The sequence below is a fragment of the Pseudomonas sp. GW822-FHT03F08 genome (assembly GCF_058801265.1).
Map to the genome: position 1 here is coordinate 411,737 of NZ_JBXANC010000002.1, position 14,534 is coordinate 426,270.

A 14,534-nucleotide genomic window follows, 5' to 3' on the forward strand; every position below is an offset into this window, starting at 1 on the left:
CGGAGTTGTCGTCCCTTAACCGCGTGGGGTCGCAGCAGCCAGTTTCACAACCGATCCCGACGCGCCTTTGGCAGGTGCGACTTTGGGCAGGTTGCTGGCTTCCAGCGCTTGTCGTTGTTGAGCCAGTGCAGCAATGGTCTGCTCGCTGGCCATCGGGATCACTTCAGGCGTGACCGGAGAACCAGGGCGAACCCGTTGCAGACCCTTGACGATGATCGTGTCGTCCTTGTTCAAGCCGCTGCGCACGATGCGCAGGCCTTCGATCTTCGGACCGAGTTCAACGGCGCGGTAGGCGGTTTTGTTGTCGCCATCCATCACCAGCACAAACTTCTTGCCGAGGTCGGTGCCGACCGCTTCATCGTTGATCAGCATGGCGTTGTAGGTGCCGCTGCCGACCAGTTTCAGGCGTGCATACAGACCCGGGGTGTAGGTACCGTCGCTGTTGTCGAACACGGCGCGACCACGGATGGTGCCGGTCTTCGGGTTGACCTGGTTATCGACGAAGTTCATCTGACCCTGGTGCGGGTTGCCGTCTTCATTGGACAGGCCCATGTACACCGGAGTGGTCGCGCCGCGCTGACCCTGACGGGCGAGCTGGGTGTATTTGAGGAACACACGCTCATCGGCGTCGAAGTAGGCGTAGACCTTGTCGGTGGAAACCACGCTGGTCAGCGGAGTGGTGTCGGCAGTCACCAGGTTGCCGGCGGTGATCTCGGCACGGCTGACGCGACCGCTGATTGGGGAGGTTACACGGGTGAAACTCAGGTTCAGTTTGGCCAGATCCAGTTGCGCTTGCAGGGCGCCGACAGCGGCACGTGCTTCTTGTGCAGCGCTGGTGCGCGAGTCAGCCAGTTCGGCGGAGATGGCGTTGCTGGCACGCAGGCGCTCGCCACGGCCGGCTTCGTTTTCACTGCGGGTGGCGTTGGCGCGGGATTGGGCGACCAGGGCTTCGAGGCGGCGAACCTCAGCCTGGAACGGACGCGGGTCGATCTGGAACAGCAGGTCGCCTTTCTTGACCAGTGCACCTTCGGTGAAGGCGACTTCGTCGATCTGGCCGGAGACCCGCGGACGGATTTCAACGGTTTCCGGCGCCTCGAGGCGCCCAGTGAATTCGTCCCACTCGTTGACCGGTTGTTCCAGCACCTTGGCCACACTGACCTTGGCAGCAGGCATGGCGGCGGCGGTCTCTGGAGCTTTGCCGCAGGCGCTCATCACCATCACGGCCAACAGAGCCAACGGGAAGCGCAAATGTTTGAGTGATTGTTCCATGGATGCATCCGCCAATGTATTGAAGATGGGCGGATGATGCTCGGCGGGTTGATAGCAAACGAATCGAATGACACGAAGGTAACTATCATTCGGAATGATATAAGACCGAGCGAAGCCCTCTAGCATGCACCTTTCGTTAGGGGGCTATCAAATGAAATGATGACAAAACTGTGTTGCGTGGCAAGTAAAAAAGCAGCAACACCTTTTCAAAGGTGAATTGCAGAAACAAAGAGACGGCCACGTGGGCCGTCTCGATCAGCTAGGTGTCGACGTGTTTCAGTTGACGCCCTTGCGGTTTGGACCAAAACGATTCGGGCCCGGCTGGCTGTCTTGTGCCAGGAACACGATGTTGACGATTGGCAGCAACAACCACCAGCCGCTGCGATCGGTGTCGTGCATGCGGCGTACGCCTACCGCGAGCGCCGGCAGGAACACTGCCAGACTATAAAGGTTGTACAGGATGCCTTTGGTGTTCAGCATGGCATCGAGAACGCCGATGACAATGGAAACCCCAAGGTTGATCAGAATGAACATCCAGTATTCACGGCGAGTGGCGCGACCCTGAAACACTACGTAGTTCTTCAATGCTTCGAGGTATGGGTTACCCGTCGTGATGGCGGGGCCACTTGCATAGACTTGTTGTGTTGCTTGAGGCGCCCCGCACTGCGGGCAAGCCACGGCCAGACTGCTAATTTCCTTGGCGCAACCGCGGCAGAAAACCATGCTCATATTTTTTCCCTAAAATTATTCAATCGATAAACAGGACAACACAAACGCGGCAATACCTGACAAAACAATGCCGGCAATCGCGAGGTTTCTTCCTGAGTGTTTTTGGTTGATACAGACGATGCCGCAAATGAGGCCCGCGAGGCTGAGAGTTCCCACACCGACAATCGCGTCCCTGTCCCATTCGGAGTCATCAAACAGGGTGAGTGCGCTGATAATTCCGAGGATCAACGAAACGATGGCCAGCCAAGGCATTTCGGCTTGCGTTTGCGGCACTGAGGCCTGTTGGGCGGCCCCGCATTGGGGGCAGGTGAGCGCCGTTTCGTGTAGCTCCTTGGCGCATGCACGACAATAGACCATTGCCATCGTTTTCCTTAACTGAGTGCGAGTGCCCGACCTTCCATCGGTCGGGGCGGCGGTAAGTTAAACTTTATTACCGGATTTGTCATTAAGCACTTTGCCATTACTCATGAGCCAGGGTTTCTGGGCTCATCGTCCACACTGACCTTCAAGCGCAACGTCAGACCTTGAAGCTGTCTGTTTTTCAACATGCCCAGTTCCGGCCCCTTGCGTTCGTTGCCATTGGCGTCCAACCCTCGGCACTGGAGACTGGACTTGAGGGAACGATCAGACGATGGATCTTGCCAATGGCAACGCACGGCGAGTATTTGCTCATCGATTCGTGTCGCCGGTTTTTCATTCTCCCCAAGGAATGTTTCAACCTTGAGGCCGACCGAGGACGTATCGATCGTTTTTTCGACTGTCGCAGAGTGACCAGCAATATTGAAATCAATGCCACTGAGCACCAAGAAACAATCTCCGACCTTGCGACTCACCGCTATCTCGAACTCGGAAGTGAAAGGCGTGGCGTGGGCATCGGCATAGAACTCTTTTCTATCAGGCTGCGGATCGCCCGCGTAATCGTCGGGCAATATGCATATCCCTCCGAACAGCTCGCTGTAATGCGCGGTGGTGTAGACATTGAATTGTGCAGGCATTTCAGTCTTGAGCGTGAATGTGTTCGAGAGCATCGCGCAGCCGCTGCCCAGCAGCATGGAACTGGCGACAAGCAGGGTACGAACGGAGCGAAAAGCACGGTTGGTGAAGTGATTTTGTTGCGGGGGCATCAGTACTTCCTTGTAACGTCTTGGGGGGCATTTCTGGCTTTCAATGGTTTGCCGGAAGATCCACATGGCTGAATGTCAGGTCAATTGCAACACTGCTCCCGAGTAAGAAATGCGGGAACTTGATATCCATATGGCAATTGATTGCGCTACGCAGGCCAATGAAGCGCGCTGCGGTTCAGGGCAGCGGGGTGCACTCGAAAATGTGCGCCGAGAGTTTCCCACCCGACGGACAAGTCGCCGTTTCTTTATAGTAAAGTCGCCATCGAACCACCTGTCGTCTGAGGCTTTTCGGCAATTGGTGTACGTAAAAACGACAGATGGGCACGACTTATAAATGAACAATTCCACGACTACAACCAGCGGCAATTGGTATGCGGTCATTGCGCTGGCACTGGCTGCGTTTGTCTTCAACACCACCGAGTTCGTCCCTGTCGGCCTGTTGAGTTCGATCGGCAGCAGCTTCGACATGACGTCGGCTCAGGTCGGTTTGATGTTGACCATCTATGCGTGGGTGGTGTCGCTGACCTCGCTGCCGATCATGCTGCTGACGCGCAACGTCGAGCGGCGCAAGCTCTTGATCGTGCTGTTTGCGATGTTCATCGTCAGTCATATCCTGTCGAGTCTGGCGACCAGCTTCGCTGTCCTGCTGGTGAGCCGGATCGGCGTGGCATTGTCGCATGCGCTGTTCTGGTCGATCACGGCTTCTCTGGCCGTGCGTCTGGCGCCACCGGGCAAGCAGGTTCAGGCCTTGGGCTTGCTGGCCACCGGCACTTCCCTGGCGATGGTGCTGGGCATTCCCCTCGGCCGGATATTGGGCGAAGCGATGGGCTGGCGAACCACCTTTATCGCGATCGCGGTGCTGGCGGCAACGTTGGTGTTCTGGCTGGCCAGGGTCTTGCCGTTGCTGCCCAGCCAGAACTCGGGGTCGCTCAAAAGTTTGCCTTTATTGTTGAAGCGACCTGCGCTCGTAGCGATCTATATCCTGACCGCGATGGTCGTGACGGCTCATTTCACCGCTTACAGCTACGTGGAACCGTTCGTTCAGGTCGTGGCGGGCATGAGTGGCGAGACGGTCACGCTCATCCTGCTGTTATTCGGCGGTGCGGGGATTTTCGGATCCCTGCTGTTCAGTTGGCTGCATCGGTATAGCCCGCAGCGTTTTCTGATTGTCGCCGTGTCGTTGCTCGCGTTGTGCCTGGCGTTGCTGTTGCCCTTGAGCGGCAAGGTCTCTTACCTGTGCACGCTGAGCCTGTTCTGGGGAATGGCGATCATGGGGTTCGGTCTGGCGTTGCAGTCCAAGGTTCTGGTGCTGGCGCCTGATGCGACCGATGTGGCGATGGCGCTGTTTTCGGGGATCTACAACATCGGTATTGGTGGCGGGGCACTGATGGGGAGCTGGGTGGGGAGCCAGTTTGGTTTTGCTTATGTCGGGGTCGTTGGCGGGATGTTGGCGGCGTTGGCGTTGTTGCTTTATTGCCTGTCGGTCTATCGTCTGGCTCGGCCCGGGGCTTCTGCCTGAGTTCTTGAACCGCTTTGCCAGCAAAAGCAAAGCGGTTTCGGAAAGGCTTCTATTTAATCTTTCTTGTAACTACATCAGTGCCATGCAGATCGGGCATGCCCAAAGAGTCAAAGCTCGCCTCGGCAGGCATCCAAACCGGCATCCACATCCTCGTGCACTTCATTCATCTGTATGCGCCCACTTTCTCATCCGTTGCCGATCTTCTGGCAGCTTCGGCACATGCACCATTGGCAGATCATCCGCCGGAAACTGTAGTTGATTGCGTTGATCGTCGAAGAGTACGTGGGGGCTTGAGGGTCGACAGTACCTTCATGACCTGTAGCCTGAGTTGCAATAGTTGGTGTTGGCGAAGCGGGCTGTCTATTAATTGAGTGCCATCCCTCCTTGCGCAGTCGCGCAAGGAGGGGCACTAACGAGTCAATACGCTTGACGTAGCGCCAGCAGGGCTTCTTCGAACAAATGCTGGTCTTGCGTCTGTTCTTGCCCGCTTTGCACGAGCAGCGCGCGCTGGGTCGCCATCCATTCATCGATCGGCTTGAAGACTTCCTCAATCACCAGCGCAATCTGGTTCAGATAGGCTTGGCGCAAGTCTTCGACAAAGGTGCTGGCCGCATCCTCTACAGCCTTGGTCTGGCGCTCCAGCATGGCCTTTTCGGCCTTTTCACTGCTGATGGCCTGGTAAATTCCGTAAATGGCCATCCCAGCCTGTAGCAGCGGGCCAGCCCAGCGTCCGGCCATAGCGGCCCAACGTTCCATGGTTTTCTTGCCGATCCCCTTGAACAAGGTTGGCAATAGCTCTTTGCCCAATTCCAGCGCCTTCTTCACGCCTTGCTCGGTTATCGTTTTCAGGTCACCCATGGGCATTTTGCGCATGGCATCCTTGAGCGCTGGCGACAATCCACTGTCGTCATTGCCGTTGCTCTCGCGAGTAACGCCATTCACGCAGGCGTGAGCTGCACCGAAGGCGCTGTCGGCCAACGTCTGGCCAATGTCTTCAAGTTTGCGCTGGGTTGCCGGCAACTCGGTCTTGAGGGCAGTCATCATGTCGGCGGTCAGCGATGCGATGACGCTTGACGCGCCGTCTTCCATGGCCTGCTCGCCCTGTCCAGCGGGCTGGAGGTGCGCATCGTTGATTAGCGCTACGACACTCGACTTGGCGCGTACGCAGCGGCTGTCGAGGTGATGACGCAGCACGTTCTGCAGTCGGTCACGCTCGCTATCGACCTGCATGCGGGCTTTGTCCAGCGCCAGCGCCTGCTCATTACCGCCGGCCTGATGCAGGCGCATCAGGGCCAGTTCGATGGCTTCTTGCAGGTCTTTGCAGCAGGTCTTGAACATCACGCCACTGTCACTGCTGGCAAGGAAATCGCCCAGCGCCTGTTCCAATTCGAGGATGCCGCTGAACTCCACCAGTGGCTCCTTGCTTTCGATACGGCCGCGCAGGGCAGCCTTGGCGTTGACCCAGTGAATCGGCACCTGCTCCAATATATCTCCGATGCCGTGGGCGAGGGCGGCGCTCTGCAGATGCTGGCGCAGGTTGTCGTTGATGATGACGAAGTCGCGGCTGTCGTGCTGCACACCGGCCTTGTTGTTGACGATCAGCATCACCCGGCGGCCCGAGACGACGATCTGCGCCAGGCGTTCCCAGGTGGCGACCTCGTCAAGCGTACCGCCGGCTGCCACCACAAACAGGACCACTTCGCTGTCCTGCAATTGCTGCATCGCAACTTGCTCATGCCTGATCGGCGCATCGAGACCCGGTGTGTCCAGGAGCGCGTATCCCTGCCAAGGATACTCGGTCACCACCGAGGTTTCCGGGTGGTCGGCCATTGGCGCTTCGGCGCGTCCCATCAGGGCGTTGAGCAGCGTGCTCTTGCCCGCGTTGTAGAGCCCATAGACCATGATCTGCGGACGCAGGCGTGCCGCTCGGCTATGCAATTGGTTGCCCAATTCGCTGGCGCGTTCGGCTGGCAACCAGCGCTGGAGCGGCGCAGTTATCGTGTCGTAGGTGGCGAGTACGCGAGTGAAGTCAGGCAGGGCCATGATCGAGTTCCTTGCTAATGGCGTTGATCTGTTGCGCGGCGAGGTCATCCAGGTTTTGCAGGGCCTGGCTGAGGTTTGACAGCCAGGTCGATACATCGACGAAGCACAGCGCATCGAGCTGGAGGTAGAGCCGGTTAAGGCGATCTTTGGCGTAGTCGATGAAGTGTTCGCGCGTAGACAGAGAAACTTCGTCACGGTTGTCGCCGACAATGATCTCGAACTCAGTCGTCTCATCGAAATGGCCGCCTGCTGCCCCCCCAGCCTTGGCGCCCATCCAGCCACCGAGGGCGGCACCGATCAACCCGCCGATTAAGGTTCCGGCTCCCGGAGCTATTAACGTACCAAGGGCGGCACCGGCCTCAGCCCCGCCCCAACCGCCGAGCCCGGCCCCTCCGGCCTTGCCGATGCCTTCGTTGCGCCGCGATTGGTAGCTGACGTTGCGCTTACGAGAGGTAAACCCCGGTAGCGCCTTGCCAACCGGCGCCACGCTCTGGGCTGTGTGGCCCAGGTCTTCGAACTTCTGCCCGATGGCTTCGCACAGCGCCCCGGCGCACTCGGCGAATTGGCGGTCGAACAGCGCCCAGCACGCGTCGGAAAATCCTTGGTCGTTCAGAGCATATTGATCAGCCAGCTTGTTGATCTCCATGGGCAGGCGCTGCTGCAGTTGGGAGAGTACGCGCTCGGTGTTGTTTTTCAGCTCTTTGCGCGCGTTGGCCAGTTCGTTCTGCAACTCGCTCAAGAGCACCTGCTGTAAACCAATCGACTCGCTCAATTGGCGGCAGAAGGCTTGCAGATTCTTCAGCGGCACTTGCTGCTTGATTTGCAGGCCTTCGGCAACGGCAAGACGGCCGACTTCTCCCGCAAAGTCGGCCAGGCCGCTGACTTGCCAGCGCTCTTGCTGCTCCTCGGCGGAGCCTTGCTCGGCATAACAGGACGAGATGGAGTGAACCTTGAGATCATCCAGCGAGCATTCGGGGGCGGATTCGCGCAGGGCCTGGATGAAGTAGCCGACTTGCAGCTGGCGTGCACTGTCGCTTTTCATGATCAGCGTCTTCACGACCTCACCGTCATCATTCACGTCCACGTCGTTTTCGTCGCTGCCGGTGAGCAGCACGATCATGTTCTTGTCCCTGTGCAACAGTGCCCTGGCCTCGTCCAGGTCCGAGCGCCGGCCCGGGCTTTCAGATTTGCTGAGGAAGATCACCAGGTCGGCGGCGTCGACGTAGTCCTTGGTCAGTTCGCCGTTGCCCGCGTTGACCGAATGCAGCCCGGGCGAGTCGACCCAGGTCAGCCCTGGCAGGCGGAAGCCTTGGATGGCACTGGTGGCTTCCACGACATCGACGCCGAAACAGCCGTTTTCGCGGATTTGCGCATCGCTGGTCTGTTCGCACAACTGCGTGGAGGTTTCGCTGAAAAACTCAGGCTTGGGCTGCGCCTGGGCGATGAGTTGCGCATCGGGTTCGGTGCGGCCATAAGCCAGGTAGTTGCCCAGCGAAGACTTGCCAGCCTTGACCTTGCCGAAGACAAACACCAGCAGAGAGTCGCCGAATTTGCTGCGGAACTGCGTGTTGCGCTCGTAGGTCCTGACGTTCTTGATCCAGGCGTCGAAGCGCTCATCCAAATTGTTTTGGCAGGCCTTGGCAAAGGTCAGAAAGGGGTGATCTGGAGCCAAGCCAGAGCGGCTCCAGGGCGAAGTTGTGCGAATCCGCTCCAGCGCATCCAGAGTCTGCTTGAGACGCGCTTCGCGCGCCTCGACCTGGCGTTGCACATCGTTGAACCCTTGCGCGACCTGCGCAAAGACATGCAGCAGTTCGCTGCGATTGGCGGGAGCGGAGGTCATAGCGATCTGTCCAGTAATTGTCGTTTCAAGCGTTTGAGGTCTTGAATTTCAGCGCGCAGGGCTTTGGCCTGGCGCTCGCGCTCTAGCCATTCAGGGCTGAATCGGGTGTTTGGGGCCAGCAGGCGCAAGGCCTTGAGCTGGCCTTGCGCTGTGGCTTGAGGCGGGCTGGCGATAAACGCCTGGAGGCTTTCTATCGTCACGCCGGCGTGGCTTTTGCCTGAAAGTATGAGGTCGGCCTTGTGCGAAACCATCAGCTCGCTCAGCTGTGCGTCGATGTCCTGAGTGAACCGTTGGTTGCGCTGCGCCTGAGCTTGATCCCTGTCCTGTTTGCGGGTCCGCGCTTCGGCGCGTTCGCGTAACCTGGCGCGGGCCTGACGCTCGGCTTCTTCCTTTTCACTGCTGTCGGAATTGACGACCGCTGCCACAACGGTTCCGATCACGGGTATCAGTAACCACCACATATTGAATCTCCTTGCGTGGTATCAATCAGTCAGCCGCGGGCCAAGCCATGGCTTACCGATTCGAAGAGTCCGTCGACACTACTTTGTAACTGTTCGAGCTGAGTGGCCTGCGTGCCTTCGAGCTTGACCAGTCGCTTTCTGCGCTGGGCAATTAGCTGGTCGAGGAAGCGCTCCAGGACATCGCGGCGGTGATCGTCGCGTTCGGCACGCTGTTTGCCTACGCCTCGTTCAAGCAGCCCCGGATGCGCCTGCAAATGCTCGCGCAAAGAGTCGAAGCCACTCAGTTCGAGCAGCTTCGTGTTGCGCTTACGCACACCGTTGCGCAACGTGGTGAATGAGGTTGCGAAGGTAGCCGGCACGGTCCCGAACAGCGACTGCAAGATCTTGCCGATCGCCTGCTCGCTGACTTCCTGCTGAGTGACGCTTTCGGCATGGGTGAGCACCACCACCAGGTGGCGCTCCAGATCCGGGCGACGGCGCTTGAGTTCGCACAGGAAGGCCGTTTCGACTTGTTCAAGCGTGGCGGTACGCAAGTTGTGCACGAACAAAATCACATCGGCATTGGCCAGACCCAGCCACGCGAGCCGATCATCCTCATCGCAGGCGTCGATCCCCGGGGTATCCAGATAGAGGCGTCCTTCATGCTCCAAGGTCTGTAATTGCGTGGTTGCCCGTATTTCCTTGGTTTTGAAGACTTCCGTTTCAATATGCCCGGTCAGGCCGTTGAGCAGTGCGCTCTTGCCCGCATTCATCAGTCCGCATACGGCAATCCGAGGTGCCGGGCCGAGGCTTTTTGCCTCTTCCAGCTCCTTGCGCAGGCGGCAGAAGTCAGGGTGTTGCTGGGTAAGCTGAATCAGCAGGTCGTCGTCCGGCACCTTTCGCTCCATGTATTGGATCCCGTTTGGTGCATAGCATGGCGATGAGATGGCTGAGTGGCAACTGGCTATTAGTCGTGAATCACTAGGAGTGAGCGGCCGAATTTCCGGCTGCGCTTTGAAAAGCGAAGGGGTGAGGTCTGAATTCAGCTTGGCAAGCTACACCTGCGATATCAATTGCACAGGAGGTTTCACTCGGTTGCTCACGCACTTGGGCAGAGTAGTGCTTCTCATCGGCCTACCTTCACTCCGCGGTGTCTGGGAAGAGTAACGGCTGAGTTTTCGAAAGAGGACTGTTGAACTCTAAACTGGGGGCATCCTTTTCAAACTATCCAAAGCATGCGCTCAGATGTGCCCCCAATGTAGCAATCCACTGAAAGTGGATGGGTCTGCATGGCTTATGAAAAGCCAGTAATGATCAGCTAAACAGCCTGATCGACGAAACCTAAAGGCTGTCCGGATCCCCGAAAAACATCTGAATCCGCGACCGTAACCAACGCTCCCCAGGATCGTTATCCTGCGACCCACGCCAGGCCATGTGCAGTTCAAACGTACGTGTCGGCAACGGCGGGTCTTCTGCGCGCACACCACCCGCAGACGTCAGCGCATCAGCCGTGTAATCCGGCACCGTCGCGACAATGTCGGTTCCGGCCAGCAACGTGCTCAAACCGTTGAACTGCGGCACGGCCAGCACCACGTGGCGTTTGCGGCCGAGCTTTTCCAGTTCTTCATCGATAAAGCCACTGAGGTCGCCGGCAAACGACACCAGCGCATGCGGGCGGGCGCAATAGTCATCCAGGCTCAATGGTCCCGGCACCGTATCGGCGCGCAGCAGTTTCGGCTGGCTGCGGCGCAAGACTTTGCGCTTGGCGTTGGCCGGCAGGTCGGTGGTGTAGCTGACGCCGATCGAGATTTCACCGGAGGCGAGCAGGCCGGGCATCAGGATGTAGTTGACGCGACGGACCACCAGCACAATCCCGGGCGCCTCGGCCCGCAGGCGCTTGAGCAGCATCGGCAACAACGCGAATTCGACGTCGTCCGACAAGCCGATCCGGAATACCGAGGTGCTGGTGGCCGGATCGAATTCGGCTGCGCGGCTGACCGCTGTCGAAATCGAGTCCAGGGCAGGCGAGAGCAGGGCGAAGATTTCCACCGCACGAGCAGACGGTTCCATGCTGCGCCCGGTGCGTACAAATAGCGGATCGTCGAACAGTCCGCGCAGGCGCGAGAGCGCCGCGCTGATCGCTGGCTGGCCGAGAAACAGCTTCTCCGCAGCGCGGGTCACGCTGCGTTCGTGCATCAGCGTTTCGAATACGATCAACAGGTTCAGGTCGACACGACGCAGGTCATTACGATTCATCTGGAGTCCTGGCAGAGTCATCAAGCTTGACGAGAGCGACCATATGAGAACAATGGCCGGCATGAATCTTACGGGGAAAGGCTGGTAGTCTGCACCGGGTAATTCAGCTTTACTGAGAAGGCGGCAGCAGTTTTTTCATGGATTTGCTCAATGCTGGCCATACTGCGGAATCAATGACAGGCATGTCGACTATTAATAGCCACTGATAGTCTTGGCTGGAAAGCCCAGATAGAGTTCAGGGCATTAGAGGTTACTTTGACGAGGTTTGCGATGTCCCGCACGATCCGTTTTCACAAGTTTGGTCCGGCCGAGGTGCTCAAATGCGAAGAGCATGCGGCCGCTCAGCCAGGTCCTGGCGAAGTGCAGGTGCGTGTCGAGGCGATCGGCATCAGCTGGTACGACACGCTCTGGCGTCAGAACCTGGCGTCGTCTCAGGCCCGCCTGCCTTCAGGCCTGGGTCATGAAATGGCTGGTGTGGTCACGGCCATTGGCAACGGTGTCGAAGACCTGATTGTCGGTGACAAGGTGGCGAGTTTTCCGGCCGAGAGTCCCAATGACTATCCGGTCTATGGCGAACTGATCGTTCTGCCGCGTACGGCGCTGACCCGTTATCCGGACGTGCTGAACCCGATCGAAGCCAGCGTGCATTACACGCCGCTGTTGATCGCCTATTTCGGTTACGTCGATCTGGCACGCGTCAAACCCGGGCAGTTTGCCCTGGTCACTGACGCCAGTCATTGCGCCGGTCCGTCCTTTGTCCAGTTGGGCAAGGCGCTGGGTGTGCGAGTGATTGCCGCCACGAAAACCGCGGAAGAGCGCGAATACCTGCTGTCCCTCGGTGCCGAGAAAGTGATCGTCACCGAAGAAGAAGACCTGTTGATGCGGATCAACAAGATCACCGACAACCGTGGCGTCAATGTCGTGTTCGACGGTCTCGGTGGCCCACAGATGTCGCTGCTTGGAGATGTGCTGGCACCTCGCGGCAGCCTGGTTTTGTATGGCCTGCAGGGTGGCAACCAGACGCCATTCCCGGCCTGCGCAGCGTTCCAGAAGAACATCCAGTTCTTCGTGCACTGCATCGGCAACTTCACCGGGAAGCCGGAACTGGGCATCGTCCAGGATCACGTCGCCTTGCAACGTGCCCTGCGTGACATCAATCAGTTGACGGCCGACCGCGTGCTGCTTCCGCTCAAGACCCGGGTCTTCCCGTTCAACGAGTTTGTCGAAGCACACCGCTACATGGACGAATGCCCTTGCCGTGAGCGGGTCGCCCTGCAAGTCGAACCTGCCTGACCGTTGTGATCAGAGTCCGTGGCCCCACGGACTCTTGTGCGTTCCATCCTTCAGACCAAGAGAAACCCTGGGCGCGACGCCTGGGGACGTTCAGCAACTGAACTGGTTTTTACTCTTGATCTGTATCTTCTAATCGCCCTCCAGACCCTGATAATTGAATGACTACTTTCATCTCAAGGAATGAGCTATGGCTGTGCATTCTCTTTTTCCTGCGCGATACAAAATGATTGTCGAGAGTCGATATCTTGATTTTTGTTTAATTGCTGTAGGGCGGTCGCGTAATCCCTTCTTTTTTTCTTGTGCTCATCATGCGCAGGCCATTGTAAGAAATTTCCCAGGAAAACTTCCTTCTCGAGAAAACCCTGTAACGGCGGGGGCTTGCGGCGTGCGAGTCATAAACATGAATTATTGCGAGCCCAACTGTTTCAAATAACTACAAAACCTTAAGTGTTAGCATTTCAGCGTCTATTAATTAATGAAGAATGATTGCGCGTCCGGCGTTCGTGGTTGCGCAATATAAAACCTTTGATATCGGGTGAAGTACTGATGAGCACGATCCATGACCAGGCAATGAACTATGTCTACCAGCAAGTATTGCAACGATTGCTGAGTTTCTTTTCCCGTGCAGAACGCACGGCATTGCAGCTGTTGATTCAGCGACTGGCGGTGGCTGCCGGGGGCATGGATCGAATCGGCGAATTCAAGGTGCTGGTGACGCAATCGGGCACTCGTGATTGCTGTTACAGCCTGGCCCTGATGCGCGCTGCGCAACTGAGCATCGCCGGACGGGCTCCGGGCACTTTTCAGTTGCGGGTGGCAACCCTGCGCGGTTGCGCCACACCGCCCTCGGCACTGCACAACATGCACCGCAGTTTCAGCGCACTGTTTCTGTATGACGACCCAAGGGTCGAACTGCTGATGATCGACAATCGGGAGGTCTTGCCTTTTAACCATCAGGCGCCGCTCACCGACGATGGTCGGGAGGCGAATCGCATCAATCTGCTGATGGTTGGCCACCGCCGGCGCTGGGGAGAGAGCCTGGAGCTTTGGGACGACGCGTACCTGGCCACCGCCGAGTTCTACGGGCAGGTCGCACGCTGGAACAACGGCGTCGATGCCTTGGTCAGCAGCGACTCCGCACGCAGCCAGGAGCATTTTCTTCAGGGACTGGATCGCGCCGCCCAGAAGGCCGGCATCGGCGCGCTGCCGAAGCGGGGGGCCGGATTCGAAGAGCTGTTCAATCTGCTCGACGGCATGGGGGGCGACTGCTATCGCGAGCTCCACGCAGAGTCCGATCTGCTGCCGTGGCGTCCTCTCGGTCAGTTCGAAGCCTGTCGGCGCACCCATTACATCGGCATCGATGACATGGTGGTGGGCAAGATGGAGGAGCGGTGGCCCTTGCTCAGCGACTTTCTCGGGTTTCAGACGGATGATTTGTTGTTCGAGCCAGGCACCGGCGAGTCGCCAGATCCCTTGGTCGCGGCCTACCTGAGCGGTCTGCAAGCCAACTACATCGGCGGTCACGATTATGAAGTCGGGGTCTCGGAATACCTGCAGCGTTGCCTGGCAGTGATGCGTCGCAAAAACCTGCCGGAGCAGATTTGCGAACGGTTTGTGGCGACGTTCGGCAACCTGTCCGATCTCAGCGAGCATCGATCGTTGGTCTCCTCATCCTTGCAAAAGAGTTTCGGGCTCAATGAAGCGCAACTGGTCTGTCTCTTGTTCGCGCCTTTCATCGAGGGCGGAGCCGGGCTCGAACGTTTTCTGCGCACCTGCCATCCGGGCATGCTGGTGGCCATGCCGGATCTGCATCGTGCGATGCAGGGATTGCACGCGCCGGAGCAGGTTCTGCAATGGATGACCGATGTCAGTGGGTTGCCCGTGCGGCTGATCAGTCGGCTGTATGCCATGGACGCCATTCAAATGGCCGATCAGGCAACGCACGCCCCGGGTCCGGCCGACCGCGAGGTTGCCGCAGGCGACCGTACGGCGGAAGGTTGAACGTGAGCGTAGCGCCCGGT

Annotated in this window: 12 protein-coding genes; 3 read left to right on the forward strand and 9 right to left on the reverse strand. The window is 58.3% G+C overall.

Going from position 1 to position 14,534, the window contains the following annotated elements:
• Positions 1-15 precede the first annotated feature (15 nt).
• The 4 genes from mexE to AC1RME_RS05725 form a co-directional block, all read right to left on the reverse strand.
• Positions 16-1,269, reverse strand: a complete 1,254-nt coding sequence (mexE, locus tag AC1RME_RS05710) for a multidrug efflux RND transporter periplasmic adaptor subunit MexE (protein ID WP_096820379.1) — start codon at positions 1,267-1,269, stop codon at positions 16-18.
• Positions 1,270-1,545: 276 nt separating this feature from the next.
• Entirely contained in the window at positions 1,546-1,998 is a 453-nt protein-coding gene (locus tag AC1RME_RS05715) for a DUF805 domain-containing protein (protein ID WP_096820380.1), read from the reverse strand.
• 15 nt (positions 1,999-2,013) lie between these two features.
• Positions 2,014-2,361 carry a DUF4190 domain-containing protein gene (locus AC1RME_RS05720; protein ID WP_096820381.1) on the reverse strand — a complete coding sequence of 116 codons (348 nt, stop codon included), beginning with the start codon at positions 2,359-2,361 and terminating at the stop codon, positions 2,014-2,016.
• 101 nt (positions 2,362-2,462) lie between these two features.
• A complete protein-coding gene (locus AC1RME_RS05725) occupies positions 2,463-3,122 on the reverse strand; it encodes a hypothetical protein (RefSeq protein ID WP_096820382.1) in 660 nt (219 codons plus the stop codon).
• Between the two features lie 334 nt (positions 3,123-3,456).
• Here AC1RME_RS05725 and AC1RME_RS05730 point away from each other — a divergent pair, with 334 nt between their 5' ends.
• Entirely contained in the window at positions 3,457-4,641 is a 1,185-nt protein-coding gene (locus AC1RME_RS05730; protein ID WP_096820383.1) for a sugar transporter, read from the forward strand.
• Between the two features lie 417 nt (positions 4,642-5,058).
• On the opposite strand, the gene AC1RME_RS05735 is transcribed toward AC1RME_RS05730, so the two are convergent.
• The 5 genes from AC1RME_RS05735 to AC1RME_RS05755 all read right to left on the reverse strand — a co-directional run bounded on the left by AC1RME_RS05735 (position 5,059) and on the right by AC1RME_RS05755 (position 11,220).
• Complete coding sequence (locus AC1RME_RS05735; protein ID WP_176504841.1) at positions 5,059-6,684, reverse strand: GTPase; 1,626 nt, start codon at positions 6,682-6,684, stop codon at positions 5,059-5,061.
• Complete coding sequence (locus AC1RME_RS05740) at positions 6,671-8,524, reverse strand: dynamin family protein (RefSeq protein ID WP_493090702.1); 1,854 nt, start codon at positions 8,522-8,524, stop codon at positions 6,671-6,673. The genes AC1RME_RS05735 and AC1RME_RS05740 overlap by 14 nt, the downstream gene beginning before the upstream one ends.
• Entirely contained in the window at positions 8,521-8,985 is a 465-nt protein-coding gene (locus AC1RME_RS05745) for a hypothetical protein (protein WP_096820386.1), read from the reverse strand. The genes AC1RME_RS05740 and AC1RME_RS05745 overlap by 4 nt, the downstream gene beginning before the upstream one ends.
• Positions 8,986-9,014: 29 nt before the next feature.
• A complete protein-coding gene (locus AC1RME_RS05750; RefSeq protein WP_096820387.1) occupies positions 9,015-9,872 on the reverse strand; it encodes a GTPase in 858 nt (285 codons plus the stop codon).
• A gap of 433 nt (positions 9,873-10,305) precedes the next feature.
• Positions 10,306-11,220, reverse strand: coding sequence for a LysR family transcriptional regulator (locus AC1RME_RS05755; protein ID WP_085709803.1), 915 nt, complete (start codon positions 11,218-11,220; stop codon positions 10,306-10,308).
• A gap of 270 nt (positions 11,221-11,490) precedes the next feature.
• On the opposite strand from AC1RME_RS05755, the gene AC1RME_RS05760 reads away from it, so the two are divergent.
• Together AC1RME_RS05760 and AC1RME_RS05765 are read left to right on the forward strand one after the other, a co-directional pair.
• The gene (locus AC1RME_RS05760) at positions 11,491-12,513 is read left to right on the forward strand and encodes a zinc-dependent alcohol dehydrogenase family protein (protein WP_096820388.1); all 1,023 of its coding nucleotides are present in this window, start codon (positions 11,491-11,493) and stop codon (positions 12,511-12,513) included.
• Between the two features lie 546 nt (positions 12,514-13,059).
• The gene (locus AC1RME_RS05765) at positions 13,060-14,514 is read left to right on the forward strand and encodes a hypothetical protein (RefSeq protein WP_096820389.1); all 1,455 of its coding nucleotides are present in this window, start codon (positions 13,060-13,062) and stop codon (positions 14,512-14,514) included.
• The last annotated feature ends 20 nt before the right edge of the window (positions 14,515-14,534 follow it).